This window comes from Caballeronia sordidicola (assembly GCF_000729995.1).
Taxonomy (GTDB): Bacteria; Pseudomonadota; Gammaproteobacteria; order Burkholderiales; family Burkholderiaceae; genus Caballeronia; species Caballeronia sordidicola_A.
Genome location: NZ_JNFG01000050.1, coordinates 1 through 26974, shown reverse-complemented (window position 1 = coordinate 26974; position 26974 = coordinate 1). Strand labels below are relative to the sequence as shown.

28 protein-coding genes are annotated in these 26974 nt (G+C 58.8%); 17 read left to right on the top strand and 11 right to left on the bottom strand.

Annotation, left to right across the window (positions count from 1 at the left end):
• Positions 1-471: 471 nt before the first annotated feature.
• Positions 472-1650: an ImmA/IrrE family metallo-endopeptidase gene (locus tag FH08_RS0131765; RefSeq protein WP_031362229.1), complete on the top strand. Its 1179-nt coding sequence runs from the start codon at positions 472-474 to the stop codon at positions 1648-1650.
• Position 1651: 1 nt separating this feature from the next.
• Positions 1652-2185, top strand: a complete 534-nt coding sequence (locus tag FH08_RS0131760; protein WP_063771248.1) for a DUF4411 family protein — start codon at positions 1652-1654, stop codon at positions 2183-2185.
• A gap of 985 nt (positions 2186-3170) precedes the next feature.
• Here the strand turns inward: FH08_RS0131760 and FH08_RS0131755 are convergent.
• Positions 3171-3863 carry a helix-turn-helix transcriptional regulator gene (locus tag FH08_RS0131755; protein ID WP_051888684.1) on the bottom strand — a complete coding sequence of 231 codons (693 nt, stop codon included), beginning with the start codon at positions 3861-3863 and terminating at the stop codon, positions 3171-3173.
• Between the two features lie 43 nt (positions 3864-3906).
• The gene (locus FH08_RS0131750) at positions 3907-4902 is read right to left on the bottom strand and encodes an ornithine cyclodeaminase family protein (RefSeq protein ID WP_051888683.1); all 996 of its coding nucleotides are present in this window, start codon (positions 4900-4902) and stop codon (positions 3907-3909) included.
• 150 nt (positions 4903-5052) lie between these two features.
• Here FH08_RS0131750 and FH08_RS0131745 point away from each other — a divergent pair, with 150 nt between their 5' ends.
• From FH08_RS0131745 to FH08_RS0131705, 9 genes are all read left to right on the top strand, one after another.
• Positions 5053-5838, top strand: a complete 786-nt coding sequence (locus FH08_RS0131745; RefSeq protein WP_031362225.1) for an ABC transporter substrate-binding protein — start codon at positions 5053-5055, stop codon at positions 5836-5838.
• Positions 5839-5880: 42 nt separating this feature from the next.
• Entirely contained in the window at positions 5881-7125 is a 1245-nt protein-coding gene (locus FH08_RS0131740) for an NAD(P)/FAD-dependent oxidoreductase (protein ID WP_031362224.1), read from the top strand.
• Positions 7126-7224: 99 nt separating this feature from the next.
• Positions 7225-8085 (top strand): MurR/RpiR family transcriptional regulator, encoded by an 861-nt coding sequence (locus FH08_RS0131735; RefSeq protein ID WP_031362223.1) that lies wholly within the window; start codon positions 7225-7227, stop codon positions 8083-8085.
• Positions 8086-8332: 247 nt separating this feature from the next.
• Positions 8333-9085: a glutamine ABC transporter substrate-binding protein GlnH gene (glnH, locus tag FH08_RS0131730; RefSeq protein WP_031362222.1), complete on the top strand. Its 753-nt coding sequence runs from the start codon at positions 8333-8335 to the stop codon at positions 9083-9085.
• A gap of 61 nt (positions 9086-9146) precedes the next feature.
• Positions 9147-9803: a glutamine ABC transporter permease GlnP gene (gene glnP, locus FH08_RS0131725; RefSeq protein ID WP_031362221.1), complete on the top strand. Its 657-nt coding sequence runs from the start codon at positions 9147-9149 to the stop codon at positions 9801-9803.
• Positions 9800-10528 (top strand): glutamine ABC transporter ATP-binding protein GlnQ, encoded by a 729-nt coding sequence (gene glnQ, locus FH08_RS0131720; protein ID WP_031362220.1) that lies wholly within the window; start codon positions 9800-9802, stop codon positions 10526-10528. The genes glnP and glnQ overlap by 4 nt, the downstream gene beginning before the upstream one ends.
• 18 nt (positions 10529-10546) lie before the next feature.
• A complete protein-coding gene (locus FH08_RS0131715) occupies positions 10547-11611 on the top strand; it encodes a C45 family autoproteolytic acyltransferase/hydolase (protein ID WP_031362219.1) in 1065 nt (354 codons plus the stop codon).
• Positions 11608-12954, top strand: a complete 1347-nt coding sequence (locus FH08_RS0131710) for an aspartate aminotransferase family protein (protein WP_031362218.1) — start codon at positions 11608-11610, stop codon at positions 12952-12954. The genes FH08_RS0131715 and FH08_RS0131710 overlap by 4 nt, the downstream gene beginning before the upstream one ends.
• Positions 12955-12979: 25 nt before the next feature.
• Entirely contained in the window at positions 12980-13534 is a 555-nt protein-coding gene (locus FH08_RS0131705) for a carboxymuconolactone decarboxylase family protein (protein ID WP_031362217.1), read from the top strand.
• A 66-nt stretch (positions 13535-13600) separates the two neighbouring features.
• Here the strand turns inward: FH08_RS0131705 and FH08_RS0131700 are convergent, their stop codons facing one another.
• Entirely contained in the window at positions 13601-14494 is an 894-nt protein-coding gene (locus FH08_RS0131700) for a glutamate/aspartate ABC transporter substrate-binding protein (RefSeq protein ID WP_031362216.1), read from the bottom strand.
• Positions 14495-15005: 511 nt separating this feature from the next.
• A complete protein-coding gene (locus tag FH08_RS0131695; RefSeq protein WP_051888682.1) occupies positions 15006-15749 on the bottom strand; it encodes a Crp/Fnr family transcriptional regulator in 744 nt (247 codons plus the stop codon).
• A gap of 194 nt (positions 15750-15943) precedes the next feature.
• Here FH08_RS0131695 and denD point away from each other — a divergent pair, with 194 nt between their 5' ends.
• The 3 genes from denD to FH08_RS0131680 are packed head-to-tail and all read left to right on the top strand — an operon-like array spanning position 15944 to position 19214.
• Positions 15944-16954, top strand: a complete 1011-nt coding sequence (denD, locus tag FH08_RS0131690) for a D-erythronate dehydrogenase (protein ID WP_051888685.1) — start codon at positions 15944-15946, stop codon at positions 16952-16954.
• A complete protein-coding gene (locus tag FH08_RS0131685; protein WP_031362213.1) occupies positions 16951-18318 on the top strand; it encodes an MFS transporter in 1368 nt (455 codons plus the stop codon). The genes denD and FH08_RS0131685 overlap by 4 nt, the downstream gene beginning before the upstream one ends.
• A complete protein-coding gene (locus FH08_RS0131680) occupies positions 18315-19214 on the top strand; it encodes an NAD(P)-dependent oxidoreductase (RefSeq protein WP_031362212.1) in 900 nt (299 codons plus the stop codon). The genes FH08_RS0131685 and FH08_RS0131680 overlap by 4 nt, the downstream gene beginning before the upstream one ends.
• Positions 19215-19229: 15 nt before the next feature.
• On the opposite strand, the gene FH08_RS0131675 is transcribed toward FH08_RS0131680, so the two are convergent.
• Positions 19230-20021 carry an SDR family NAD(P)-dependent oxidoreductase gene (locus FH08_RS0131675; protein WP_031362211.1) on the bottom strand — a complete coding sequence of 264 codons (792 nt, stop codon included), beginning with the start codon at positions 20019-20021 and terminating at the stop codon, positions 19230-19232.
• Positions 20022-20055: 34 nt separating this feature from the next.
• Positions 20056-21762 carry a dihydroxyacetone kinase subunit DhaK gene (dhaK, locus tag FH08_RS0131670; RefSeq protein WP_031362210.1) on the bottom strand — a complete coding sequence of 569 codons (1707 nt, stop codon included), beginning with the start codon at positions 21760-21762 and terminating at the stop codon, positions 20056-20058.
• On the opposite strand from dhaK, the gene FH08_RS49690 reads away from it, so the two are divergent.
• Together FH08_RS49690 and FH08_RS0131660 are read left to right on the top strand one after the other, a co-directional pair.
• Positions 21761-22477 carry an aminotransferase class I/II-fold pyridoxal phosphate-dependent enzyme gene (locus FH08_RS49690; protein ID WP_235210564.1) on the top strand — a complete coding sequence of 239 codons (717 nt, stop codon included), beginning with the start codon at positions 21761-21763 and terminating at the stop codon, positions 22475-22477. The genes dhaK and FH08_RS49690 overlap by 2 nt on opposite strands.
• A gap of 157 nt (positions 22478-22634) precedes the next feature.
• Entirely contained in the window at positions 22635-22889 is a 255-nt protein-coding gene (locus FH08_RS0131660; protein WP_031362208.1) for a DUF6440 family protein, read from the top strand.
• A gap of 247 nt (positions 22890-23136) precedes the next feature.
• On the opposite strand, the gene FH08_RS0131655 is transcribed toward FH08_RS0131660, so the two are convergent.
• Both FH08_RS0131655 and FH08_RS0131650 read right to left on the bottom strand, forming a co-directional pair.
• Complete coding sequence (locus FH08_RS0131655) at positions 23137-23340, bottom strand: autotransporter domain-containing protein (RefSeq protein ID WP_031362207.1); 204 nt, start codon at positions 23338-23340, stop codon at positions 23137-23139.
• Positions 23341-23702: 362 nt separating this feature from the next.
• Positions 23703-24056, bottom strand: a complete 354-nt coding sequence (locus tag FH08_RS0131650; protein ID WP_031362206.1) for a hypothetical protein — start codon at positions 24054-24056, stop codon at positions 23703-23705.
• 279 nt (positions 24057-24335) lie between these two features.
• Here FH08_RS0131650 and FH08_RS0131645 point away from each other — a divergent pair, with 279 nt between their 5' ends.
• Entirely contained in the window at positions 24336-24539 is a 204-nt protein-coding gene (locus tag FH08_RS0131645) for a cold-shock protein (protein WP_031362205.1), read from the top strand.
• A 201-nt stretch (positions 24540-24740) separates the two neighbouring features.
• Here FH08_RS0131645 and aqpZ read toward each other — a convergent pair whose 3' ends face one another.
• The 3 genes from aqpZ to FH08_RS0131630 all read right to left on the bottom strand — a co-directional run.
• Positions 24741-25481 carry an aquaporin Z gene (gene aqpZ / locus FH08_RS0131640; protein ID WP_031362204.1) on the bottom strand — a complete coding sequence of 247 codons (741 nt, stop codon included), beginning with the start codon at positions 25479-25481 and terminating at the stop codon, positions 24741-24743.
• A gap of 483 nt (positions 25482-25964) precedes the next feature.
• Positions 25965-26372, bottom strand: a complete 408-nt coding sequence (locus FH08_RS0131635; protein WP_035567578.1) for a hypothetical protein — start codon at positions 26370-26372, stop codon at positions 25965-25967.
• 45 nt (positions 26373-26417) lie between these two features.
• Positions 26418-26974, bottom strand: a 557-nt coding sequence (locus tag FH08_RS0131630) for a DUF2252 family protein (protein ID WP_031362202.1), incomplete at its 5' end; no start/stop codon positions are given.

Genomic DNA, 26974 nt, shown 5'->3' with positions numbered 1-26974 from the left:
GTCGTCAACTGTGTTCTGACAAGTTCTGTGAGCAACGATAAGTCGAACGCTCGAGACATCGACAAGAGGCCGCCGACCCGATAGATCCAACATGACAGTAAGCTCTTGGATGGCGGCGTTGGACCATCAAGAGGCCTTCGGCTTTGGCCGACGAATCACCGAATTTCCCGCAAGGAAGTCGCCGAACGTAAGGCTACGTACTAGATGACTAATCCCGTCGCAAGCTAGAGACTGCGCGCCATGCCAAAGGGGTTCGCCTGAGGAAGCAACGTGTCGCTCGTCCGGTCGGCGTTGGATGGTGTCCGGTCAGAGATCTAGGGTCTTGGCGACTATTTCGTCCGATAGCATGCTTGCTCGACCAGCCGAAATCGTGAGCAAAGCCGGTTAGTATTTGACCCCTTTATTCTGTGATACCCTCTATCATAGTGCCACGACAAGCCGCGTTTTTTTAGTCAGTATGATTACACCACAATGCCGCAGATAAACCCGAAGATCCTTGTGTGGGCTAGAGAAACTGCGGGCCTCGGTATCGACGAAGCCGCAAAGTCGTTGCAACTCGGCGGCGCACGCCAAAATGGTCGAGATGCTCTCGAAGAATACGAAAAAGGGACCAAGGCTCTTAGTCGGCCACTGCTTCTTAGGATGGCCAAGCAATATCGCCGACCACTACTGACGTTCTATCTCCAGCAACCTCCGCAAAAAAGCGAACGCGGCGAAGACTTCCGAACGCTACCCGGAGGTCGAGAGTACGAAAGCGCCCCGAAACTGGACGCTCTTGTTCGTGATGTGTTTGTCCGGCAGCGACTGGTAAGATCGATGCTGGAAGATACGGATGAAGCGAGACCTTTGAACTTTGTCGGCAGCATTACACCAGATCAGTCGGTTGCTGACGCAGCAAAGACAATTTGCGCAAGGCTATCGTTAGATCTAAACGAGTTTCGAAGAAAAAAGACTGTCGAAGAATCGTTCAATTATCTACGTGCTTTGACTGAGAAGCTTGGTGTTTTCGTGCTTCTTATTGGCAATCTCGGAACACATCACACGGCCTTGAGTACGGACATTTTTAGAGGGTTCGCGTTGGCGGAGAAAGTAGCTCCGTTCATCGTTGTCAATGACCAAGACGCGAAGGTTGCTTGGTCGTTCACGCTGCTACATGAGTTGGCGCATATTTGGCTAGGCCGTACGGGAGTGAGCGGAGCTGATTTCGAGCAAAAGATCGAACAGTTCTGCAATGACATCGCCAGTGAGATCCTTTTGCCGGAAGCAGAGCTGGACGAGCTCCGGCAACTGGGCCAGGATCGCAACGATGTAATCGCGGCTATCAGTAACTTCGCGAGCCAGAGGAAGCTGAGTCGCGCCCTCGTCGTATATCGACTTCTAAAGCGCCGCCAAATCGACCGCGGCCAGTGGTCGGATCTCACAGAAGAGTTCCGGCGAAACTGGGAAGCCGAGAGGGCGAAAAGGAAAGAAAAAGCGGCCGATGCAGCGGGAGGACCCAACTACTATATCGTCAAAAGACATAGGGTTGGAAACGCTCTAGTTGAGGTCACTCGCAGAGCAATAGCTGAGGGCTTTGTGACTCCGACCAAAGCAGGCAGAATCTTAGGGGTTCGACCTACCAATGTGCAAGCACTGGTGGGAGCGTCATAGCATGGGTAGCGGTGCGAAGCTGTATCCTCTTGACGCAAACGTACTCATCACCGCCAACCGTGATTATTACGCCATGGAGATGGTGCCGGTCTTTTGGGCATGGCTACTGCACATGGCAGAGCAAGGGTCCGTAAAAATGCCCATCGAAACATTGGAAGAAGTTCGAGATGGCGGGGGTAAGGCGAAAAAAGACGCGTTGGTCTCGTGGCTTAATCGTGCAGATGTTTATGAGACACTTCTGTTGCAGGAAGAAGCAGACGCGGAGCTCGTGTCGGCTGTATTGGCGAAAGGGTATGGGGATAATCTTACCGACACCGAGATCGAAGAAATTGGAAGGGACCCGTTTTTGATTGCATATGCAGCAGCGGACCCTATGAATCGAACGGTAGTTTCGATCGAAGTCTCTGCGCCTGGTAAGAGGCGAGCGAATCGCAGAGTGCCTGATGTGTGCCAAGACAACGGTGTTTCCTTCTGCAACACGTTCACAATGCTGCGTGAACTCGGTTTCAGTACAGCTTGGGTTCCGCTAGCTTAGCATCGTCCGTTTGTGACGCCGAAGTTGATAAGCGATCATCTTGGTTTATCAATTGATAAAACGGTCACGCTTTACGTCGTACGCCGAATCAAATGATCTTGGTGGGGACGATGCTACCTTTTAGCAGCGGTGCTCAGTCAAATCCGACGGGCCTAACTGAGCCACGGCGGCTTTAAAGTGCGGTTCCAACATTGTACAAAGTAGCCGAAAGGCTAAATCGGGTCGAATTTGGCGCAGGCCTTTTTTTCGTAAGCGACCGTTTGCGGCACGCGGGACCAGATAAGGCGCGAACGACCGCTGAATCCGTCCCGAACTCCGCACCTTCTTGTACTGAAACTCCAGAGCATGACGCGACTCAGAACCGCAGCCGGAATCTAATCGGCGAAACATCAACTTGGCGATGATTAAGCAAACCTCGTGTTCTAGTCGCGAAGTCATGTTCGCTCGCGTGTGAGGGCGCGCGGGGCATACGCGAGTCACGGGTTCGCGACGGATCGGTAGAAACATTGATTGCTGTCGCCAGGGCCGTCGTCGATATGCTTCGCTTTGCGACAAATCGAATGGTCTGTGTGAATGATCTATGACCTCTAACATTCGCCACAAGATTCGCCATGATTCGGCTATCTCTATGTATTGCGGTCGTTTTTTGTCGAAATTCCCCGCACGCGGATCCGCCATGAACGCGGTCATCGAAATGTCCATTCAAAGCCATGGTGGGTCTCGCAAACCGAACTGCGGACCGAGCACTGGCGGATCTTTTCAAGCTGGGCATTGTTCGATCAAGAACGCCCAAAGGTCCCATCGGACTCGTGTTGCCAATCAAGTTGTTCGATATCTGTTCCCGCGCCTATGGCCGGAAGCAGAAACTGACAGCGCCTGAAATGCGAACGGGCTCATCTGGCCAGTCGTCGGTTGTTACGCTCGCCACATGTCGCGTGTGCGCCACCTCAATGCGAACTCCAATCACCGACCCCAACCCATCAACTCACCGCGCCCCATTCCCACGCACTCCCGCCCCCCCATCGTCCGATCCCTCTTTCATTTCCCGCAGATGCTTATAAACGGTCGCCCGACCCATACCAAGCACCTTCGCCACGTAGTTCGCAGAACTCTTTCCATTAAAAGCCCCCTCGGCGTGCAAAGCCTCCACCAACTCGCGTCGATGATCCCTTGTCAGCGAATTCAACGCAATCTGCCGCTCGCGCAGCCAGCCATGCAAAAACGTATTGATGCGCTCCTGCCAGTCGTCCTTGAACAGTTCCGCCGGTTGCGCAACCACGCCTGCACCCCGCAGGAACAGGTCGAGCGTAGACCGCATCTCCTCGAACGCAGCGATGTTGAAATTGATGCACATCACGCCGGCGGCATTGCCTTCGTCGTCGAAGAGCGCGGTGCTGACGCAACGCATCCGGCGCCCGTCCCAGTTCACCTTCTCGTAAGGTCCGAGCAGCTTGTTGGCCGTCGTTTCCTCAACGTCTTCAAGCGCTGACTCGTCGCCAATTTCCCGCTTGGACAGATTGTTCGACAAATAGGCGACCGTCTGATCCGACAGATCGTGGATCACCACTTCCGCATAGGGGAAGAACAGCGTGGTGACGCTGTCGGCCAGATGGGCATAGCGCGCAAGCAGCATCTCGCGAGCCGATGCTTTCGTTTTCGGAGTCTTTCTTTTCTGCATCGAAGTGGACCGGAATGGCGATGATCAAGTCGCGATGATACCGCTAGGCTCCCGCACGCAGATGCACGTAGAGCGCGTAAGCAAGCGCGACATCTTCCAAGCCGAGGCCGACCGAACGAAACAGCGCATGCCGCTCGTATGATGGCGTCCGGCAGGCCCCGTTGGCGAGTTCGGCCAAGTCGCCGAGAATCGCATCGGATGACCAGCCGTGCTGCTCTGACGCGATGATCATTTCGCCGGCGCTTTGTGGCGTAGTCCGCCGATAGTCGCAATACACGTCGAGCCCCGGCAGCGACGCAGGATCGATTTCGTGTGCCCGCGCGACGTTGGTACTGATCGACGTGATCAACGCCGGTTTTGTCAGGTCGCCGAGCGGCAACACGGGTGTACCCGACGACGTACAAAGCATTACGACATCGGCATCATGCACGCACTCGGCCGTCGACCCGGCGATGCTCACGCGCGGGTCCATCGCTCGAATCGCGGCCTGCGTGTCGATATCCCCGGCGAGACGCGGTGAGTAAATCCGAATATTGTCCCATTCCCGCAGCGGTGCCACGTGCCGCAAATGCGCCCGCGCCACCGCGCCTGCGCCGATCACTGCGAGCCGCCTGCTCCCGGGCGCCCCAAGGTAGTCGACCGCGAGCGCAGTCGTGCCGGCCGTGCGTTCGGTCGTCAGCAGCGCGGCGTCGCACCACATCAGCGGCTGGCCGTTGTGTATGGACATGAGCGCGGTCCACGCGGTGATCACCGGCGCGCCAGCGCTCGCGATATACGGTGACAGCTTCGCGCCGAACACGCCCTCCTCGGCGAGTACGCCGAGATACGTAATGAAATCGCCCGCCTGCTGCGGAAAGAGCGTGAGCGTCTGCGGCGGCTGCACAGCCTCGCCACGGCCCAGCGCGGCGAACATGTGGGTCAGCGCCCCGCGAACATCGAGCGAGGGCAGCGCGGCGCGAACCCGCGCTTCGTCGACGACTAGCGGCACTGTGCCCTCGCTCTGCACCGCGTCCCGACCGGAGCCGAGTGAATCCTTCATACTACGTCTCCTTCATTCGATGTGGACATTTTCGTCCATTCTAGACTTTTATTTTATTTCTATCTATATTGCGATGGCAGCTGCGGCGTTCGCGATGCGCGCCACTCGAACGGATGGCGTTTGGTTCAACACATGACTACGGTGACGACAATGAACTGGAGAATGATTTGCTTCGCGGGCGCGGCCAGCCTCGCTCTCACACTTGGCATCGCACACGCCGAATCGTCGCAGACGCTGCGCTTCGGGGTGGAGGCGTCCTATCCGCCATTCGAGAGCAAGACCGCGTCCGGTCAACTGGAAGGCTTCGACATCGACATCGGCAATGCGCTTTGTCAGCGCATGAAAGTGAAATGCGTATGGGTCGAAAACAGTTTCGACGGTTTGATTCCGGCGCTGCAGGCACGCAAGTTCGACGTTATCAACTCGGCAATGAACATTACCGACAAGCGCCGGCAAGCGATCGATTTCACTCCCGCCGTCTATGTGATGCCGATCCAGATGATCGCCAAACGCGGCTCCGGGCTGCTGCCGACACCGGCAAGTCTCAAGGGCAAATCGGTGGGCGTATTACAGGGATCGACGCAAGAGGATTTCGTGCGCGCGCACTGGGCCGCGCAAGGCGTGTCCGTCGTCACGTATCAGAGCCAGGACCAGATTTTCGCGGATCTTTCCGCCGGGCGGCTCGACGGCGCGGTGCAGGAAGTGCAGACCTCAATCGATGGATTTCTTTCCAAACCCGAGGGAAAAGACTTCGATTTTGCCGGGGCGGCGCTGTCGGACCCGTCGACGCTTGGCGAAGGCACCGGCCTCGGACTGCGCAAGAACGACCCCGCACTGAAGGCGAAAATCGTCGCGGCGCTCGCTTCGTTGAACCAGGACGGCACGCTCAGCAAGTTGTCGCAGAAGTACTTCAAACGCGACATCATCGCGAAGTGAAGTAGCCGCACGAACGCGCTGAAGCAAGCCGTATGGAACCCTATGACTAAAGACGTAATCGTACTCGGCGCAGGTATCGTGGGTGTAAGCGCCGCGCTTCATCTTCAGCAACGCGGCCGCAACGTCGTGCTGGTGGATCGACGTGCGCCGGGGGAGGAAACCAGTTTCGGCAATGCTGGATTGATCGAGGCGTCGTCGGTCGTGCCGTACGGGTTTCCACGCGATTGGCGCACCGTGCTGCGCCTCTTGGGCAACCATTCAACAGAGTTGCGTTACGACCTTCGCTCGCTGCCTTCCTACGCGGGCTGGCTCGCGCGTTTTTGGTGGGAGTCGGCGCCGCTGCGGCTACAGGCGGCGGCGCGCGACATGCTTCCGCTTATCGGCCGCAGCGTGGCGGAACACGAGGCATTGATCGACCTCGCGGGCTTGCACGATCTGGTGCGGCCAACCGGCTGGCTCGAGGCGTACCGGTCGCCGGCACTGTTCGAACGGGAATCGCTTGCGGCGGAGCGCGTGGCGAATGCACATGGCCTGCACATCGCGCTATTCGACAACGCAGGATTGCGAAGCACTGAAACCTCCCTCGGCGCAGGCTATGCAGGCGCGATTCACTGGACCGATCCGCGAAGCGTATCCGACCCGGGCGCATTGACGAAGGGCTACGCGCGCCTCTTTGAGCGTGAAGGTGGAATGGTCACGACCGGCGATGCGGGTACGTTCGAAGCGCGCGGCAGCGGTTGGCGGGTACTCACGAATAGCGGTCCACTCGAAGCCGAATCGGTGGTCGTCGCACTCGGTCCGTGGTCCGATCTGGTGCTGAAACCGCTCGGTTATCGCGTGCCGCTCATCGCCAAGCGCGGCTATCACATGCACTACGCGAGCGACGCGGGCTCACCTTTGCTGCGCCCGGTCGTGGATATTGAAGGCGGCTATGTGGTGGCGCCCATGCGGCGAGGGCTACGTCTTACAACCGGCGTTGAGCTTGCGGGACGCGAACGGCCGCCCAACCCGGCGCAACTGGATCTCGCGGAGCGCGCGGCGCGCCCGCTCTTCGGGCTCGGCAACCGGCTGGACGAGAAACCCTGGCTAGGCTTGCGGCCATGCACGCCAGATATGCGGCCCGTGATCGGACCGGCTGCACGCCACGCCGGTCTGTGGTTCGCTTTTGGTCACAACCATCATGGACTGACGCTCGGTCCGGTGACCGGACGGCTGCTCGCTGAAATGATGACGGGTGAAGCGACGTTCACCGATCCAACACCTTATCTGCCGGCGAGGTTTCGATAGAAACGCGCCCACGAGCCGACTTCCGGCTGCCAACAACATCCCGTCAACGCAGCAACCTCGTTAAACTACAAATGTTGTCAATCTAACGAGGTTTGTTTCGTGTCGTCCAATTTCGAAGACCTGGTTTCAGCGATACGTGCGAAGTTTCCCGAGTTCAGCCCGCAATTCCAGGCGGGCGCCGGTTTCCTGCTGAACTTCCCTGACGAAGTCGCAGTTCTTTCGATGCGGAAGGTCGCCGAACGCGCCAACGTTCAACCCGCGGCCCTCGTGCGGTTATCGCAGCAACTGGGCTTCCCCGGCTGGAACGAGCTGCGTGAAATCTTCGTCGCCCGTGTCCGCACGCGTCCGGAAGCGCTAACGACCAAAGCCCGCGCGCTAGTCAAAGGCGGTTCCGGCGAGTCATTAGTCCAGGAACTTGCCATCGCCCAAAGCCACAACCTCGAAGTCACGGTCGCACAAAACGGCACGAAGATCGTCGAGGTCGCGAAGATGCTGCGCAAAGCGCCGCATGTCCACGTGGCGGGATTCCGCTCGTGTTATCCGGTCGCGTTCAGCCTGGTCTACGGTTATCGGCTATTCCGGTCATCGGTGAGCTTGGTCAACGGCGAGGCCGGGACGCTCGAAATGCAACTACGCGGCATGGCCAAAGGGCACGCAACCGTCGTAACAAGCTTCGCCCCGTATTCAGCCGAAGCCGTGCGCGTCGCGCAAGCGGCGAAAGAGCAGGGCTGCAAGCTTATCGCCATCACCGACAGCGCCGTGTCACCCCTCGCCCTCAACGCCGACCATGTCCTCATCTTTTCGCACGAGAGCCCGTCCTTTTTTCCATCGCTTGTCGCGGCATCGGCAATAGCGGAATCTCTGGTTGCCCATCTGCTTGCGCTCGAAGGGCGATCGGCCGTCGAGTTGCTGGAAGCGGCCGAATCCGCGCTCCACGCGAAGGGCGCCTACTCGTCGTAAATCTTGTCGCCGCGCGCCGAAGCAAGGACACCCCTTCCGTTGTATCGGCGCCCGCAGGTCTCCGCCATCCAGACTTTCCCGCCGCAAAAATCCATTGACTCTTTTTTGGCGAGCTAACATTCACGTTGACAACATATGTTGTAACACGTGAAAATATAGCATCGCATGTTACTTCGTGCTCAGTGTTGTCGGAGCCAGACCTCCATGCCGGAGAGAGGCATCGCCAAATACAGGGGAGAGAAGCCAAATGGGACGTCGTTCCTTTTTTATGTCGGTCGTTGCGGTAGCCATCTTTAGTAGCAGCTTGGCGCACGCGGAGACCAAAGAACTGGTGGTGGGTACGGACACGTCGTTCATGCCGTTCGAATTCAAGCAAGGCGACAAGTACGTCGGCTTTGACCTGGACCTGTGGGCGGAAATCGCCAAGGACCAGGGCTGGAAGTACACCATTCAACCCATGGACTTCGCGGGTCTAATTCCAGGTCTGCAAACGCAGAACATCGACGTCGCCCTGTCCGGGATGACCATCAAGGAAGAACGCAGGAAGGCCATCGATTTCTCGGACCCGTACTACGACAGCGGCCTCGCGGCAATGGTGCAGACGAACAACACGAGCATCAAATCAATCAATGACTTGAACGGCAAGGTCATCGCGGCAAAGACGGGCACGGCGACCATCGACTGGATCAAGGCGAACTTGAAGCCCGCCGAAATTCGCCAGTTCCCGAACATCGACCAAGCGTATCTCGCGCTCGAAGCGGGCCGCGTCGATGCCGCCATGCATGACACCCCGAATGTCCTTTACTTCGTCAATACAGCGGGCAAAGGCAAGGTAAAAACGGCCGGTGTTCCAGTAAGCGGCGACAAGTACGGCATCGGCTTTCCCAAGGGCAGCCCGTTGGTGCCAAAGGTCAATGAAGAGTTGAAGAAGATCAAGGCCGATGGCCGCTATGCCACGCTGTACAAGAAGTGGTTTGGTTCAGAACCGCCGAAATCCTGATCGTCAGCACGTGCGCGGCGGAGTGCCGCCGCGCCCATTCAATGGTTTTTAGGAGCGGTTCGTGGACTTCGATTGGTCGGTTATCTGGAGTTCAATGCCTGAGTTGCTGGAAGGCGTGAAGCTCACTGTTTTTATCGCAGCGTTCGGTCTCATTGGCGGCTTCATCGTAGGCTTGATTGCAGGAATGTTCCGCGCCTATGGCCCGGTCGCTCTGAACGTTCTCGCGCAGGTCTACATTGAATTGATTCGTGGAACGCCTATTGTTGTTCAGGTGATGTTCCTGTATTTCGCACTGCCGTTGCTCGCTCATATTCGCATCGACGGCTTGACGGCCGCCATCATCGCTATCACCGTCAACTCGGGTGCGTATCTGGCCGAAGTGATTCGCGGTGCGCTGATTTCGATTCCGAAGGGACTGATGGAAGCGGGGTTGGCAATGGGCATGTCAATGCCCCGGGTCTTGCTGAAGATTGTCGGCCCGCTCGCATTCCGCCGGCTTATCCCGCCGCTTGGCAATCAGTGCATTGTGAGCTTGAAAGATACGTCACTCTTCATCGTCATTGGTGTGGGTGAGCTGACACGCAAAGGACAGGAGATTATTGCCGGCAACTTCCGGGCAGTGGAAGTATGGACGGCGGTTGCCATCATTTATCTGGTGCTGACCGGCGTGATGACGCTAACGCTGCGCGTCGTTGAGCGAAGGATGCGAATCTTATGACAATGGTCGAATTTCAAAAGGTGTCCAAGAGCTTCGGACACGTCGAAGTGCTCAAGGACATCAGTCTTCGGATCGACAGCGGCGAAGTGGTCGTGGTCGTCGGGCCATCGGGTTCCGGCAAATCAACCATGCTCCGATGCATTAATGCACTCGAGAAAATATCTGGTGGCGACCTGCTTGTCGACACGAAGAGCGTCAAAGGCAGCACGGCGGACATCAAGGAAATCAGGCTTGAGGCCGGCATGGTGTTCCAGCAGTTCAATCTGTTTCCGCAGATGACCGCGCTCGAGAACGTGATGTTTGGCCCAATGGAGGTGCGCAACGCCTCCCGAGCCGATGCACGAGACCAGGCCGTGGCGTTGTTGAAGAAGGTGGGGCTGGAAACGCGAGCGAATCACTACCCGTCTGAGCTCTCCGGCGGGCAGCAGCAGCGAGTTGCTATCGCGCGTGCACTCGCCATCAAGCCAAAGCTCATGCTGTTCGACGAACCGACTTCCGCGCTCGACCCCGAGCTTCGGCATGAAGTGCTCAAAGTGATGCAGGATCTTGCGGCCGAGGGCATGACGATGATTGTTGTAACGCACGAAATCGGCTTTGCCAAACGTGTTGGAACGCGTTTGTTGTTCATGGACCAGGGCGGCATTGCGCATGACGGAAAGCCAACCGACCTCATCGACACACCGCCATCGCAGCGCTTGAAAGAGTTTCTTCAGCACGTGTCTTAAACGAGGTCAGTTACAGCAATGTCGTTTCTCACTCCTTTAGTCATAAGCGGCTCGCCATACGAAATTGGTTTGGGCCTTGGCGTCCTGGCGCGTCCGGTCATCAACGCGTATATGAACCAGAGTGCCGCTTGGAAAGCGGTGAGCGAATGGCGCGGTAGCGACTACGTTCGAGACCTTCGCCGGATTGCTGAAGATGCTTACCCGGACGCCATTGCAGAACTGGATGGAATGGCGGCAGGGATGGGTTGGATGAAGGAAGATGTTTTCCTTTGGAATTGCCGGGGCGAGTTGATTCACAACGCGCCCGACGGTTGCACAACGCTCGCGGCCCGGTCCAACCGTGAGCGCTTCGTGGCTCACAATGAAGACGGGGACCCCTACTTGCGTGACAAGTGCTCGCTTGTGGATATAAGGCCGGCTGGCGAACCAGGTTTCGTCAGTTTTTATTATCCTGGCTCATTGCCAGGACATACCTTCGCCGTGAATCGGGCGGGCGTCGTTCAGGCAATCAACAACCTTCGGATCAAGCGTCCGCAACTCGGTGTACCGCGCATGGTGCTGTGCCGGGCGGTTCTGGACACGTCCTCGCTCGATGACGCAACATATGAACTGAGCCGCCATGCGCGAGCGAGTGGATTTCACCACACGCTGGGCTGCGTGGGCGACGAGCGTATCCTGAGTGTGGAAGCGACGGTCGCACGCTGTTCCATCGAGAACGTCGAGCGTCTCTCCGGTCATGCGAATCACCTGATTCATAGGGGTGCAGACGCGGAGCAGCAACTCGTGACCCGCTCCTCGCGAGACCGGCAAGCTCGCCTCGGACAGCTTCTGCCTGAGATGCACGAAGTGAATAAGCTCGCGCTCCTGCAAGTCCTCTCTGACAAGACATCCACAACCCTTCCTATCTATCGCACCGACCCGGCCGACCCTGACGACGAAAATACGCTTGCAACTGCGCTGTTCGTTATCAAGGAAACCGGCGTCGAATTTGAAGTTCGCCAACAAGGTGAGCTCCGCTTTAAAACCTTTATTCTCCAAGAGACGAGCGCACAGGCATCGTCACAAACGTTGAGGCCAGAATGACAACCGTTTTTCATCGCGCCCCGCGAGCCAAACTCCCTATTGCAGTTGCAGGCGATGGAATCGAAATCATCGACTCGGAGGGGAAGCGATACATCGACGCATCGGGGGGGGCCGCGGTATCGTGCCTGGGCCACAGCAATCAGCGTGTCATCGATGCCATCAAGCGGCAGGCCCAGCAGCTTCCCTACGCACACACTTCATTCTTCACGACGGCCGTGACGGAAGAATTGTCCGACCGCTTGATAGCAGACGCGCCCGCTGGTTTGGGCCACGTGTACTTCACATCCGGCGGCTCCGAGGCCATCGAAGCCGCGCTCAAACTCGCCCGCCAATATTTCGTCGAAAAGGGGCAGGGGCAGCGGCGTCATTTCATCGCTCGTCGCCAGAGTTATCACGGCAATACGCTCGGCGCGCTGGCTATTGGCGGCAACGCATGGCGCCGTGAACCGTTTCTTCCGATCCTCATCGAAGCTCACCATGTGAGCCCGTGTTATGCGTATCGCGAGCAACGCGCCGATGAAACCGAAGAAGCTTTCGCGCAGCGCCTGGCGGATGAACTCGAGTCGAAAATCCTCGAACTCGGTGGCGATACCGTCGCAGCTTTCGTCGCCGAAACGGTCGTCGGGGCAACCGCGGGCGCGGTGCCGCCGGTGCGCGAATACTTCAAGAAAATCCGCGCGGTGTGCAACAAGTACGGCGTGTTGCTGATCCTGGATGAAATCATGGCCGGGATGGGGCGTACGGGGCACCTGTACGCTTGCGCAGAGGATGGCGTGGCGCCAGACCTTCTGACCATCGCGAAGGGCTTGGGGGCCGGCTACCAGGCGATTGGAGCGACGCTGGTCAGCGACGAGATCTACAACACAATTGTCGACGGCTCCGGTTTCTTCCAGCATGGCCACACGTACATCGGCCACGCGACCGCTTGTGCGGCAGCTTTGGAAGTCCAGCGGGTCATCGCCGACGAGAAATTGCTGGACAATGTGCAGGCAAGAGGCGAGCAGCTTCGTGGATTGCTGCGCGCGCATTATGCGAAGCATCCGTTCATCGGCGATATCCGTGGACGAGGTTTGTTTATCGGCGTGGAACTGGTGCAGGACCGGGTATCGAAGACACCATTCGACGCAAGCAAGAAATTGCACGCAGTGATAAAAAGTGAAGCGATGAAGCGCGGCCTGATGGTCTATCCGATGGGCGGCACAGTAGATGGCATCGTTGGTGACCATGTGCTTCTGGCGCCACCGTTCATCACGACACCCGCACAAATCGATGAAATCGGTGCACGTTTTTCCGACGCCATAGAAGCGGCATTGACGTCCATCGGTGCACCGGGCGCTCACTAAGTGACAATCAAACTCTGGACAACCCATGACCCATCGCCTGCCGAATTTCGATATCGCTAACGCCACCGACGAACAAAAAACCGTTCTTCAAAGCATCCTGAGCGGTCCGCGCGGCAACTTGAACGGCCCGTTCCTCGGGTGGATTCATAGCCCGGAATTAGCTGACCATGCTCAACGGCTCGGCGCGTTTTGTCGATACAAGACGGGCTTGTCGCTGCGCTTGTCGGAACTGGCGATTCTGGTCACCGCCGCGCGATGGCAATCGCAAGGGGAGTGGTTCATCCACTATCCGATCGCGTTGGATGCAGGCGTTCCGAAGGCGGTAGCCGATGCCATCCAGCGAGGCGAGCGTCCCACCTTCGACGACGCCGATGACGCGCTCATCTATGAATTTGCCACGGAGCTATACGAGACCCGTCGAGTATCGGATAACACGTTCGCAGCAGCCGTCGCACGCTTCGAACATGTGGTGGTCATCAATCTGGTCGGATTGCTCGGTTACTACGCGTTGGTCGCGATGACTTTGAACACCTTTGGCATGCGCGCCGAAGGACAGACTGCATTGCCGTTCCTGGAGTAACGCTAACCCGCTCCAAATAAAAAGCCACCTTCGAAGTAAGGTGGCTTTTTTACGCGCCAGGAGCAATCACTCGAAAGCGGTGTCGTTCGGATTGGCGTACAGCTTTTGAAGGGCATCGCTCATCGGGAAATCGAAGTTGATGTTCTTCGGCGGCACCGGCTTCAAGAACCATTTCGCGTACATGGCTTTAATCTCCGGTCCCTTCATGATTTCGCTCATGGTGTCATCCACCAGCTTCTTGAACTCCGGATCGTCCTTTCTCAGCATGAAGCCATAGGCTTCCGAAGATTGTGGCGTGCCGACCAGCACATAGTCCGAGGGGTTGGCCGTCAGCGAGCGCGTGCCGGCCAGAAGCACGTCGTCCATCATGTAGGCCACTGCACGGCCTGTTTCCAGCGTCAGGCGCCCTTCGCCATAGTCCTTCGCGCTGATGATCTGCATGTTCATCTTTTTCTCCTCATTCATCTTGCGGAGAATTCGCTCGGACGTGGTTCCCTGATTCGTGACGACGGTCTTGCCGGCAAGATCCGGGAAGTCCTTGATGCCCGAATCCTTGCGTGTCAGCAGGCGCGTCGTCGCGACAAAGAACGTGTCGGAAAACGCGACCTGGTCCCGACGCGCTTTCAGGTTCGTGGTGACGCCGCATTCGAGATCGACCGTGCCGTTCTGCACCAACGCAATCCGGTTCTGCGATGTGACCGGGATGAACCGCACCTTGAGATCAGGTTTCTTGATCTTCACCTTCACCGCATCAATGATCTTGTTGCAGATATCTTGCGAGAAACCGATGACCTCATTGTTGGCATCGACGTAGGAAAAAGGCACTGACGTTTCCCGATGCCCGATTGCAATCGTATTGGAGGCCTGGATCTTGCCCAAGGCCGTTTGCGCATCCTGTGCGAAGACGCCCGTGGACACAGCGGCCATCACGGCGGCTGCGAGCAATGTGAACCGGTTCATGGCATTCCTCAGTCGTTCCATTGGTTATCAATGGCGCCTCGCAGCACCGATAACCATATGTTGCCATGACAAAATAAATTACAACATATGTTAACTACTGAGGTTGAAGTGTTGTCAGGAGATGACGCGAGCGAGTTCGGTTCGCATAGAGACGCACCTTGCGCCGCCGGTCATTGCATTCGGACTGGCGCTCATAAAAAAGGCAGCATCAAGTCGCTGTGTGCATCCATGCCTTATGGTTTTTAATGGATTGATATGTATACATAGTAATAGTTAACAAGCATCGACCATTTCTGTGGATAAGCGGTCAATCGCCCTTTGAATCAAGGATCTGGCGAACAGGTAACTCGCGTACCAAATGTGGAGCGGGCACTTGGGCGAAGGATAACTTCTGGCACTTTATGCACAGCACCTGAGTTATCAAGGTTTCGCCCACAGGACTTCACTGACTTATGCAGAAGTTATCCAGAGCTTTGCGTGCAGCAAGCCGTGGCCCGCCACAAAAATCTGCTCACGCATAAAGCTGCACGAGCGCTTCGCGGTTCACTACCACTATCTGGCTGTACTGCACCTTGATCCGTCCCAGCCGAGACCACTCGGCAAGCTTGCGATTCATCGTCTGCCGGCTACTACCCAGCAGCATGCTCAAGTCCTCTTGCGGTAAATGCAGGTCGATGATCCGCCCAGCCGGATGATCGGCCCCATACGCATCCACCAGGGTCACAAGATGCTTCGCCAGTCGCGCCGATAAACTCAACAACGCGTGATCCTCCACGAGCGCGAACGAATATCGAATCACCGCGCACAACAGCAGCGCGAATTCCCGATACAAAGCGGGATGCCGCTCAAGCAGCGCCTGCACATCGCGCCGTGCCAGCGTGTAAAGCACGCACGGCCCGCAAGCGCGAATGTCATGCGTGCGCGGACCGCCATCAATAAGTCCTATTTGCCCGAACCATTCATCGCGCCCGTAGTAATTGAAGATCGCCTCGCGCCCTTGCGCCGACACCGAGCTGATCCGCACCGCGCCAGACAGCACGCGATACAGCGAATCAGACGGCGCATGTTTGCTGTGAATAGCGTCGCCGGCGTTGAGTTGGCGAACCGACCCGCGCTCGACGATCCAGTCGATTTCTTCCTGAGGCAACGCCGCGAGCAGGGGGTCAATGCCTGCGCATGAGCGCAGATAAGCGACGGCTTCCGCGCTGGTCCACGGGCGCTCGCCGTCGTTCTCAAGGGATTGGGAGACTGTCATGTAGGCGACACTTTATTCGGCGAAGTGCGGTTATAAACGTGTTCACACGACGCGATGCTTCGCGTCTGACGACAGCTTAACGGCACCGGGAGAAACCGGCTGGCCCGCTAGAAAATTTAGACGAGACAGAGCGGACCCGTGTAAGCCGGGCCGCTCACCCCATGGAGGACGTTCCTGTGCAATCACATTCACCCCTGCGTATCCTGATCACCGGCGGAACCGGTTTTATCGGCAAGCGGATTGCGCGCCACCTGCTCAATGCCGGCCTATTCCAGCTCGAAGGCGAAGCGCCCCGCGAGATCGCCAAGATCATTCTCTTCGACGCCTTCCCCGGCGAAGACGTACCCACCGATGCGCGCATAGAAGTGCGCATTGGCGATATCGATGATCGCGAAACCGTCGCGGAGATCACGCGCGATGTCGATCTTGTCTGGCATCTTGCTGCGGTCGTCAGTTCGGCCGCGGAGGCCGATTTCGATCTCGGCATGCAGGTGAACCTGTACGGCTTGCTGAACCTGCTCGAAGCACTGCGTGCCCGCACTACGCGCACGCGCCTGGTCTACGCAAGCGGCTTCGCGGTGTTCGGCGGCGAACTGCCGTCCGTCGTCACCGATGCAACCGCGCCCACGCCTAAATCGTCGTATGGCATGCAGAAGGCGATCGGCGAATTGCTGGTGGCTGACTACAGCCGCCGGGGCTTTATCGATGGGCGCACGCTGCGCCTGCCGACCATCACGGTTCGCCCGGGCAAACCGAACAAGGCCGCATCAACCTTCGTCAGCTCCATCATCCGCGAGCCGCTCAACGGTCATCGTGCGGTTTGCCCGGTCAGGCCGGACACGATTGTGTATATCTCGTCGCCGCGTCGCGCACTCGACGCCATGCTGCACGCGATGTATCTCGACGATGCCACCATCGGCGCCGAACGCACGTTGCCCTTGCCGGGGCTGACGGTCAGCGTCGCCGGCATGGTGGAGTCGCTGGCGCGCGCGGGCGGCGTGGCGGCGACCGGGTTGATCGACTGGGTGCCGGACGCTCAGGTGCAACGCATTGTCGAAAGCTGGCCGACGCATGTCGAAGCCGCGCGTGCCAGCGCGCTCGGCTTTCATGCCGATCCGGACTTCGATGCCATCGTGCAGGCGCATATCGAGGACGAAGCTGTCCCCGTCCTGCGCACAGCTGACCCGCGAGGAGTGCGCGAATGAGCACACTATCCACGCCAGTGTCCGATCTGGAAAAGCAGACGATCAGCCGCGTCACGCGCAGACTCATCCCGTTCCTGGCGCTGCTTTTTATCATTGCTTTCCTCGATCGGACCAACGTAGGTTTCGCCGCGTTGCGAATGAACCAGGACATTGGCATCAGTCAGACCTTGTACGGTTTCGGCGCGGGCATCTTCTTTCTCGGCTATTTTATTTTCGAGGTGCCGAGCAACATCCTGATGCATCGATACGGCGCACGCATCTGGATCGCGCGGATCATGGTGACGTGGGGCATCGTGGCGAGCGCGATGGGACTGCTGCAAACGTCCGTGCATTTCGTCGTGCTGCGGGCGGTGCTCGGCGTCGCGGAAGCGGGGTTCTTCCCGGGGGTCATCTATCTGCTCTCGCTGTGGTTTCCTGCGCGTTACCGCGCCCAGGTGATCGCGGGTTTCTACCTCGGCGTGCCGATCTCGCAGGTGATCGGCGCACCGCTGAGCGCCAGCCTGATCGAGCTTGGCGAACATATCGGCGTGACGGGTTGGCGGCTGATGTACGTGCTCGAAGGGCTGCCGGCAATCTTGCTGGGTGTGGTCTGCTGGTTCTATTTGAGCGACAGGCCGTCGGAAGCGCGCTGGCTCACCGACGAACAACGCAACTGGCTCATGCGTACCCTCGCGGCGGAAGAAGCAGCGAAACCGCTTGCCGTGGGCGGGGGCATGAGCCACGGTGCGCAGATCCGGACCGTGCTGAAAAACCGCGTTGTCTGGGCGATGGCATTGACTTACTTCGGCATTACGTCCGGTTCGAACGCGATGAACTTCTTCTTTCCCAGCGTCCTCCAGTCGTTTCAGGAGTCGTTCGGGATCAAGCTCGGACTGCTGCAAAACGGCCTGATCACGGCGATCCCGTACGCGCTTGCCGGCATCGTCATGTTCTTTTGGAGCAAACGGTCGGACCGCAAGCAGGAGCGCCATGTTCACGTGGCTAGCGCAGCGCTTTTGGCCGCGGTGTCCATTGCGATTGCGCTTGTGGTGGATCATCCGTTGGCGACTATCCTGGGCTTTACCCTGCTTGCAATCGGGGTCTATAGCGCGGTGATCACGTTCTGGGCTATCCCGGGTCAAGTGCTCACGGGCGTGGGTGCGGCGGCGGGTATTGGACTGATCAATTCGGTTGGCAACCTTAGCGGTTTCGTGGGGCCATACCTCATTGGGCTGATCAAGACGGCGACCGGCAGCTACACGCCGGGCTTCCTTCTGATTGCTGCGCTGGTCGGCGCCGGCGGAGTGGGCGCGCTGCTGTTGCCGCGCCGTCCCGGATCGGCGACCATGCCGATGGTGACTACCGAACAACGAGGTGACGCATGAAGGACCAGGTGATTGCATTTCTGGGGACCGGGCTCATGGGCGAGCCGATGGCGCGTAACCTGCTCACGGCCGGGTACGGCGTGCAGGCCTGGAATCGTTCGAAGGGGAAGGCTTTCGCGCTTGCAGAAAAAGGGGCAGTGGTCTGCGACACGGCGGCCGACGCTGCACAAGGTGCGAACGTACTGATCTGCATGTTGAGCGATGGTCCGACTTGCGACGCCATCGTATTCCACGATAAGACTGTGCTAGCCGCGCTGAGCGCCGGCGCGACCGTGATCGTGATGAGTTCGATCCCCGTGGAGACTTCCGTCGAACAGTCGAGAATGAGCGCCGAGCGCGGTCTTCGTTATCTCGACGCGCCAGTGTCAGGCGGTCAGCAAGGCGCGATTGATGCAACGCTCGCAATCATGGCGGGCGGCGAGCTGGACACCTTCGAGGCAGCGCGCGAACTGCTGGGTGCGATGGGTCGCCCGGTGCGCGTTGGCCCCGCTGGAACCGGGCAGCAGACGAAGCTTGCGAATCAGTTGATCGTGGCAAACACGATTGCTGCCGTGGCTGAAGCTTTGTTGTTCGCGGAGCGTGGCGGCGCGGACCCGGCGAAGGTCATCGAAGCGCTTGCTGGCGGGTTCGCCGATTCGCCGATCCTGCGCAAGCACGGACAACGCATGATCGACGAAGCGTTCGCACCCGGCGGCGCCGCGAAGTATCAGTTGAAGGACACGCGGACCGCATTGGCGCGGGCCCGGTCGCTCGGGTTGGAGTTGCCGGTTGCGCACGTCGTGGATGCGCTGTTCGCTTCAATGGTCGATCACGGCGACGGCGATCTCGACCATAGCGCGCTTATTCGCGAGATCCGGCGGGAGAACAAGTTGCCGGTAAGCCGCAAGGACGGTTAAGCGCATGGGCGCGCGTCACACCGTCTTCAGCATCCCGCCATCGACGAAATAAGTTGATCCCACGCTATAGCTAGCCCGCTCCGAGCACAGGAAGACGATAAAGCTTGCCAGCTCGGCTGGCGTGGCGAAGCGGCGGATGGGCGCGTGTTCGTCGGCGACGTGTTGCAGATGCGCTTCCCAGTCACCGCCCGAATCGCGCGTCAGTTCCTTGGCCGTCTTGATCCAGTCGGGCGTCAGCACCAGCCCCGGATTGATCGTGTTGACGCGGATGTTGTCCTTGATCAGCTCGTTCGCCAGATTCTTCGACAGCATCATCAACGCGGCTTTCGTCACGTTGTAAATGGGCTCGTAGCCGAGCGGCTGCGTTGCGCATATCGACGCGTTGTTCAGGATCGCGCCACCGCCGCGCGCCTTCATCAACGGCACGAGACCGCGCGCGAGGCGCACGGCCGCCATCACATGAAGGTCCCAATAGGACTGCCACTTCTCATCGGGCGCGTCCATGATGGTCTCGTTGCTGCCCGTGCCGGCGTTGTTGAAGAGGATATCGGCACCGCCGAAATTCGTGCTCGCAGCAGCAACGATCTTGTCGACGCCTGCAGCGGTAGCGACGTCACAAGCGACCGGCACCGCCGATACACCGAACTCCCGCACGATGCGCGCTGCAGCCTCCGTCAGCCGCTCTTCCTGTCGCGCCGCGAGCAGCAGGTTCGCGCCTTCCGCCGCGAATGCCTCGGCTACGGCGAGCCCGATCCCGACGCTTGCGCCCGTCAATACGACAACCTTACCGCGCAGATTCAGATCCATTTTTATCGTCTCCGTTTTAGTTGCTTAAGCTTAGTTAAGTTTGCAGTGCGCTTCGGATCGCGGCAAGCCAAAGTCCGACCGCATGCGCACCGGGATCGGCGAAACCCAACGCACGATCGCCGACGTAACTCGAACGTCCGAGCCGGGGTGTCATCGAGGCCGTCGACGCCGCGCCTGATGTCCCTGCATCGACGGCTGCTTTTAGTGCTTCGTCCGTATCGATACTATCTTTCGCAAGCGCGTCGTGTAGAGCAACGGCTGCCGGATGCAGTGCATCAACCATTGTTCGGTCACCGGGATGCGCGCCACCCAGCGCCGTCACGCCATCGACAGCCGCAGTGAACGCCGCCGACCAATCTTTCGCGGCCGACTCGTTAGACTGTTCGATGACCGCTGCCGCGCGTAACAGCATCACTGCGTAAAGCGGTCCCGATGTGCCGCCAACCACGCGTCTTATTGTGGCGGACATGGTCCGCAGCACGGTGCCCGGCGTGTTCTCCGAGGGATAGGTATCGATTTCGCCAAGGATGCTGCGAGCCGCTCGCGATAGGCTGATACCAAGATCGCCGTCGCCCACGCGCTGATCCATCTCGGTCAGGACCGGTTCCGCTTCGAGAAGACATGCGCACACCGATTCGATAACCCGTCGCAACGACGAGTCCCGCGAGAGCCGCGCGCCGCTGCTCGTAACTGCCACGACAGGTACGGGCTTGACGGACGCGTCTGCGACCCGCCCGCTCAACGCGGGCCACGTAGTGGTCTGCGTTGCAGCGTCGAGCCATGCGAGCCGTTGATCGTCCACGCGCAATAACGTGAGGGAAATGCCCGCCATTTCGAGTGCGCTCAGGAATGTGCCCGACCACGCACGCTCCACCTGAACCCGACGTTCGCGAAGGTAGCGCAGCGCGGATCCCGCAACAATGCTCAGTTCACTCGATGGCGTGCCGCCCAGATTGTTCACGAGCAACGCGACGCGGTCATCGGGCTTCAATGCAAGGTCATCGATGATCTTCGCAAGCAGGCGCCCGACAATTTGCTGTGCAGGTTCAAGCGCACCACGTTCCACGCCAGGCTCGCCGTGAATGCCGAGACCCCATTCGATTTCATCGTCGGCGAGTTGGAAGCCCGGTTTGCCAGCGGCGGGCACCGTGCACGGCGTAAGGGCCACGCCCATGGTGCCAAGCGCTGCCGCCGCGTCGCGCGCAATCTGCGCTACTTCGCCGAGTGGCCGTCCCTCGGCAGCAGCAGCGCCCGCGATCTTGTGCACGAACACGGTCCCGGCAAGACCGCGCCGGCCAGCGTGTTCGCCGTGCGCCGAGAGAGCGACATCGTCGGCGACGATCACCATTTCCACTGCAACGCCCTCAGCCCGCGCGATCTCCGCAGCAAGGCCAAAATTGAAGCGGTCGCCCGTGTAATTCTTGACAATGAGAAGCACGCCCGCAGGACCGGATACGGCGCGGATGGCATCGAGGACGGCATCGGTCGAGGGCGATGTGAAGACCTCGCCGGCTACCGCCGCGCTAAGCATGCCGGGACCTACGTAACCCCCGTGAGCGGGTTCGTGCCCCGACCCGCCGCCTGCGATCAGGGCCACTTCGCCGCGCGCTGCGGCCGCCTCGGCATCGGCGCGCACGATGATCGTGCTGCCCTGCAGCAACGACAAGCCGGGGTTGAGCGCGGCAAGTCCGTCTAGCATTTCGGGCACGACCCTGGAGACGTCGTTGATGAGCTTCTTCATGTCAGCCACCCTCCTTGGAATCCGTCAGCTCCGCGATACGAGCCCTGCGCGGTTGGAAGACATGATAGATGGCCTGACTGCATCGCGCTTTTGCGTGCTTCAGTCACGCTTTTCAGTCGAGAAACTCGGTCGCGCGCTGCTGAAGCATGGCCCTGAACACGAATTCGCCGCACGCTACTTGATGTGCAGTTCCGACCCGGAATCCATGTCGATCACAGACCTGCTTGCGTTCGAGCCCGGCTCTATGGAAGGTCCTGGAAGCCTGCGTCTGGGATACACCGAATATCCCGGTGCGTTGGAACTTCGGCGAGAACTTGCGACGTTGTACGAATCAATCGATATGGACAACCTGATCGTGCACACGGGCGCTCAGGAAGCGATCTTCTCTTTCGTCCATTCGATGTTCAGGGCTGGCGATCATATGATCGTCCACATGCCCGGTTATCAGTCGCACGATTCGATTGCTGAAGCAGGCGGGGTTTCGGCGTGGCCGTGGCTTGCGGGTGAATCCGAGAATTGGGCCCTGGATCCCGACGCGCTGGAGAAGCTCGAGTGCTTCTGTGCCGAAGTCCTCGAACGTACCGGCGTGCTTCTGCTACCCAGCACGCTGCTCGATCACGGTGACGAGCATTTCCGGATCGGCCTGGGACGGCGAAACTTGCCCGACGTTCTCAAAATATTCGAGAACTATTTGCGCGAACGCGGTACGAAGTAGAACCACCGGAGAAGATCTGACCGGCCCAAGTCTGTCGACTTATCCCTTTCCGGCGCCGGTGCCAACGCGCATTGGTGCGTCAGCCTTGCCGATTCACTCTTACACTAAGGTGCTTTATCGCTAAGACTCACAGACTGCAAATCACGGAGTACAAAATATGAAGTGGCTACTTGTATCGCTTGCGGCGTTGGTTGGATCCAGTGCATATGCGCAGAACGCTGAACCGAAGCAGGCCACTAACGCCTACTCATCGCCTCGGTTCACTCGCGATACCACGGAGGACATCAACGTCCAGATGGAAACCGATCACGAAACAGGTTGCCGCTATCTGATTGCAGAAGGCCAGGGCATCACGCCGCTTCTGAAGAGCAACGGCACGCCCGACTGCAACGCGCCAAAACGCGGTCAGTAATAACAATCGTGCAGAGTTGCGATGTCTTGTCGACCGCGCAACCTGTATTGAGCTTGAGCGCGGCGAATCGCCGAGCCGGACGTGGAAGCCGCGCCGAAAAGCGCGTTCACCCGCGGGAGCGAGAGCCTTGGAGTGTCTGCCAGTTCTATCGGGCGCGCTCCGTCCAGGGTCCGTTGATGCGAACCGCCCAGATTCGTCAGATAGTTCGCCCTGACGAACGTGTTGCCCGAACGCGTGACCTGGACGATCAGTCCACTTTCAACCGTCGAGCCGTATGTCCGACGCCGCCCGGAATGACGCTTGTTCCGGCGAAGGTCGTGTTGTCGCCCTCGCCGAATGCGCGCAGGACGCTGACTTGCCCGTACGGTTGCCAGGTCATTCCGGCGCTGAACGTTTGCTGTAGCCTCACGCCGACGCGGCCGGTGCACGTGTTGCCGTTGTTGAACGACACGGAGGGGACGCCGTCGCCGAAGTCATTGAGCGGCGGGTTTCACCAGACAATTTGCGCTTGGCGAACCTTCAACCGTACCTGGCGCCCCAGCTATGCGTACCAGCGCAGCTGTCCATGGGGCGCGAGGGACGTACTGGCTAATGTCGCCGGTTGGCGCTCATGGCGTTCGTCGGACCTGACGGAGTGTTAGGTTGTGTCGCCGGAACCACAGGTGTGGGCGCCACAGTACTGTGCAAATTCCAGCTCCCGCCGCTCCCGGCCGTCACGGCGATGCAACGCATGGGAGCGCACTTGAATGCGATATATCACCAATCGCGAGGGTCCCTGCATTGATCGTCGTCCCGTCGGAGTAACTATTACCGCTAGCGGTAGCCGGGCGGGGCGGCGGTATGGACCAAGGTGTTGTTTAATTGCTCGATGTTTGTCTTTTCCCAGGCGGTAGGCATGCCGTAGGCGTTCGGCCCGGCTGTGGTGACCTTGTCCGCCGACGTATCCGTAGGCTGGTTTGCCTCGCCCGTGCCGAGCGGGACGGCGCGGCGGTTGGTGCCAGACCCGCCGCCGCCCGTGCGCCTCAATGCGCCGCGGTCGGAGCCGATGCAAACGACGCTCGCGCCTGTCGCCGGCCCAGTCGAACTGCATGCGGCATGGGCGGTTCCGGACAGCGCCTCCGATACAAAAACGGCGCTACAAGTGCCGGTATCCAGCACCTTTTTCATTGACAGGCGCTCTCAGGACCCTCGATGTCAGCTAGAAACAGATTTTTTCCTTTGTCTTATCGAATCTTTTATTTATTATCTGAGCTTCCGGATTGTGGGCGCCAAGCAGTCTCCGGACTGCGCACGTGACGGTTTTTGGAGCTTTGTTTTGGAAACATCGGGCAGAATCCAATTGCAGACTGTCATTTTCGCGTGGTAAAAGGAGTCTGCAACGCTTGGCCGATTGACGGCCGGTGGCGCTACCAAACGGAATTACGTCTCTTCTAGGAAAATCAGCAAATGGCAACAGGTATTGTGAAGTGGTTTAATGATGCGAAGGGTTTTGGCTTCATCACGCCGGACGGCGGTGGCGATGACCTCTTTGCGCATTTCTCTGAGATCCGCTCGGAAGGCTTCAAGACACTCCAGGAAAATCAGAAAGTAAGCTACGAAGCGAAGCAAGGCCCGAAGGGTCTGCAAGCGTCGAACATCCAGCCGCTGTAATTCGTTACAGCACGGCTTGATTGCATGAACCGAATGGCCCGCTTAGGCGGGCCATTCGTTTTTTTGAGGCACGAATGTCGCAACACAAGGATAGGCGAGGACAGGGCGTGGGCGCCATGAGCGGCCGTTGTCCCGGGGATCGCGTGACCGCGGCCCCACTAGCCCCGTCTCGGCCCCATTAAGCCGTCATGCAGCCCCGCGTCAAGGAGCGTCGATAGCCAAGGGTGCCGGGGCAATCGCCTCGACCTTCTCGGGAAAGAGCCGCGGATATAACACCCCCGCAATGCATGCTCCAATGATGGGCGCGACCCAGAAAAGCCAGAGCTGACCCATCGCGGCGCCACCTGCGAACAGTGCCGGTCCGGTCGAGCGTGCGGGATTGACCGAGGTATTCGTCACAGGGATGGATATCAGGTGAATCAGCGTCAGGCAAAGCCCGATGGCTAGCGGCGCGAAACCGGAGATGGCGCGTCCGTCGGTTGTGCCGAGAATGACCATCAGGAAGAAAAACGTCATCACGACTTCGCAGATCAGGGCGGCTGTCATCGAATACCCGCCGGGTGAACGCGCACCGTATCCATTCGATGCAAATCCGCTAGCAACTGCGTCGAATCCGGGCACGCCGGACGCAATCAGGTAGAGCGCGAATGCTCCAAGGGTCGCGCCAACGACCTGCGCAACAATATAAGGCGCCAGGTCGCGCGGGGAAAAACGGCCTGCAACAGCGAGGCCCACGCTGACGGCCGGATTCAAGTGGCAACCCGATATGTGTCCAAGTGCATAAGCCATGGTCAGGACGGTTAATCCGAACGCGAGCGCGACGCCTGCAAATCCAATTCCGACACCGGGAAATTTGGCTGCGAGAACGGCACTGCCACAACCGCCAAGTACTAGCCAAAACGTGCCAAACATTTCCGCAGCAAGACGTTGTTGTAATCGCATGATGTGCCTTCCAAGATTGGTTAACGGTTTCAATACGAAGTGGCCAGGCGCGCTAAGCGACAATTGCGCTTCACGAAAAGCTTCGCTTTTTTATAGTCGATCCTGTTTGCGTTTCTGCTTCGAGTTAGGTGCCTGGCCGGCGTTTGCCGCAAGACTCATCCGCGCGCCCGGCATTCATGCGTTGCGATAGATACGAACGGCCTGCGTGTGGAAATGCATGATGCAGTGCATCTACAGCATTGCTGTTTGCGCGATCGAAGCACACCCGGAATGAGGTCGTTCGGACACGAATTCAGTGTAGGTCAAAGTTCTTAAAAATCGATGTCATCCAGCTTGCATTGCGCTACGTGCTTCACAATTCAAATCAGCGGACCGGTTGCGGAATAGATCTGCGTAATCGGTAGCTCCCAACGGTTTGACGCTTCGCGCCATGCGTGCAACTGCAGTGGCCCCAATCGCCCGATGGTCTTGGCGCAACCCGCTCTATTGTTTAAGCAGTTGCCATTTGCTGTCCGCGCCGCCGTCCTTGCAAGCAGTTGGCGCCCAGGTTTGCGTCTGACCTTTTGCCTTGGCGACGATAGCAATCGTCCGGCAACTCCGGTCACCTTCCTTTCGTGTGTTGAGCGGCGTAACGGTACCCTCTACATGAACTGCATTGCCGGTGCCGTCGTTGTTCCAGTCAAGCGCTTCGCCGTCCTGCTTCGAGTTCAGCGCCTTTTGCGCGGCACGGTTGAGTTGCTGCAGATCACGCTCTTTCATATAACTAATCGGCGTGTTCATCAGGAACCCAAGGTTGGCCGCGTAGGAGCTCCCGGCATAGCTTAGGAATACGCTGCAAACCGCTAACTGAAGCCAGCCGGGACGGCGGTACGAGAATGATCGAATGCGCATAAAGCCTCCTTAAAGGACGGACTGCCACCGGACTTGCCCGGGCGCTCAAAGATGAAAGTCCGCCGCCATATCCTCGTCCGTGCGGGCGACCAGCCGGCCGTTTCGGACGGCTTGTGAAAACAGGTCGAAATCGCGTTCAACCTGATCAGCATAGTCCTTCGAATAGGCGACCAGTGCTTCCGCGAATTGTGAACCCTGGCCCAGATAAGCGCTGATCTCGATGGCCTTGCCGCTCGCTTTTGCATGAGCGCGCGCAAGTATCCAGCCGCACAACCGGGCGTAACCTTCCAGCAAATCGATATCGAATAATTCGATGTTCGCCGACAGCTTCATGTCACGCAATTGCCGGAAATAGAAATGGCGTCCCGATGGCCCGGTCGCCCAGCCAAGGAAGATGTCGCTGGCGGCCTGCATCACGCGCTGGCCACGCACCACGCGCTCGCCGGCGTGGTTCAGCCGATCGGCATCAAAATGCTGTTCGATCACAGATGCTCGCGCCTCCTTGATCTGCAGGAACATGGGTTTTCCCAGTTCATCCATCATCAACAGAACCAGGCAACGAGTCCCGACGCTGCCGACGCCCACTACCTTGAAGGCCAGGT

Excerpts from the sequence above, each read along its gene's own strand:
- FH08_RS0131705 (WP_031362217.1), top strand. The coding sequence starts at position 12,980 with ATGACCCATCGCCTGCCGAATTTCGATATCGCTAACGCCACCGACGAA.
- glnQ (WP_031362220.1), top strand. The coding sequence starts at position 9,800 with ATGACAATGGTCGAATTTCAAAAGGTGTCCAAGAGCTTCGGACACGTC.
- FH08_RS0131660 (WP_031362208.1), top strand. The coding sequence starts at position 22,635 with ATGAAGTGGCTACTTGTATCGCTTGCGGCGTTGGTTGGATCCAGTGCA.
- FH08_RS0131645 (WP_031362205.1), top strand. The coding sequence starts at position 24,336 with ATGGCAACAGGTATTGTGAAGTGGTTTAATGATGCGAAGGGTTTTGGC.
- FH08_RS0131680 (WP_031362212.1), top strand. The coding sequence starts at position 18,315 with ATGAAGGACCAGGTGATTGCATTTCTGGGGACCGGGCTCATGGGCGAG.
- dhaK (WP_031362210.1), bottom strand. The coding sequence starts at position 21,762 with ATGAAGAAGCTCATCAACGACGTCTCCAGGGTCGTGCCCGAAATGCTA.
- aqpZ (WP_031362204.1), bottom strand. The coding sequence starts at position 25,481 with ATGCGATTACAACAACGTCTTGCTGCGGAAATGTTTGGCACGTTTTGG.
- FH08_RS0131675 (WP_031362211.1), bottom strand. The coding sequence starts at position 20,021 with ATGGATCTGAATCTGCGCGGTAAGGTTGTCGTATTGACGGGCGCAAGC.
- FH08_RS0131635 (WP_035567578.1), bottom strand. The coding sequence starts at position 26,372 with ATGCGCATTCGATCATTCTCGTACCGCCGTCCCGGCTGGCTTCAGTTA.
- FH08_RS0131760 (WP_063771248.1), top strand. The coding sequence starts at position 1,652 with ATGGGTAGCGGTGCGAAGCTGTATCCTCTTGACGCAAACGTACTCATC.
- FH08_RS0131715 (WP_031362219.1), top strand. The coding sequence starts at position 10,547 with ATGTCGTTTCTCACTCCTTTAGTCATAAGCGGCTCGCCATACGAAATT.
- FH08_RS0131685 (WP_031362213.1), top strand. The coding sequence starts at position 16,951 with ATGAGCACACTATCCACGCCAGTGTCCGATCTGGAAAAGCAGACGATC.
- FH08_RS0131695 (WP_051888682.1), bottom strand. The coding sequence starts at position 15,749 with ATGACAGTCTCCCAATCCCTTGAGAACGACGGCGAGCGCCCGTGGACC.
- FH08_RS0131700 (WP_031362216.1), bottom strand. The coding sequence starts at position 14,494 with ATGAACCGGTTCACATTGCTCGCAGCCGCCGTGATGGCCGCTGTGTCC.
- FH08_RS49690 (WP_235210564.1), top strand. The coding sequence starts at position 21,761 with ATGTCAGCCACCCTCCTTGGAATCCGTCAGCTCCGCGATACGAGCCCT.
- FH08_RS0131710 (WP_031362218.1), top strand. The coding sequence starts at position 11,608 with ATGACAACCGTTTTTCATCGCGCCCCGCGAGCCAAACTCCCTATTGCA.
- glnH (WP_031362222.1), top strand. The coding sequence starts at position 8,333 with ATGGGACGTCGTTCCTTTTTTATGTCGGTCGTTGCGGTAGCCATCTTT.
- FH08_RS0131740 (WP_031362224.1), top strand. The coding sequence starts at position 5,881 with ATGACTAAAGACGTAATCGTACTCGGCGCAGGTATCGTGGGTGTAAGC.
- FH08_RS0131745 (WP_031362225.1), top strand. The coding sequence starts at position 5,053 with ATGAACTGGAGAATGATTTGCTTCGCGGGCGCGGCCAGCCTCGCTCTC.
- FH08_RS0131750 (WP_051888683.1), bottom strand. The coding sequence starts at position 4,902 with ATGAAGGATTCACTCGGCTCCGGTCGGGACGCGGTGCAGAGCGAGGGC.
- FH08_RS0131765 (WP_031362229.1), top strand. The coding sequence starts at position 472 with ATGCCGCAGATAAACCCGAAGATCCTTGTGTGGGCTAGAGAAACTGCG.
- FH08_RS0131755 (WP_051888684.1), bottom strand. The coding sequence starts at position 3,863 with ATGCAGAAAAGAAAGACTCCGAAAACGAAAGCATCGGCTCGCGAGATG.
- FH08_RS0131650 (WP_031362206.1), bottom strand. The coding sequence starts at position 24,056 with ATGAAAAAGGTGCTGGATACCGGCACTTGTAGCGCCGTTTTTGTATCG.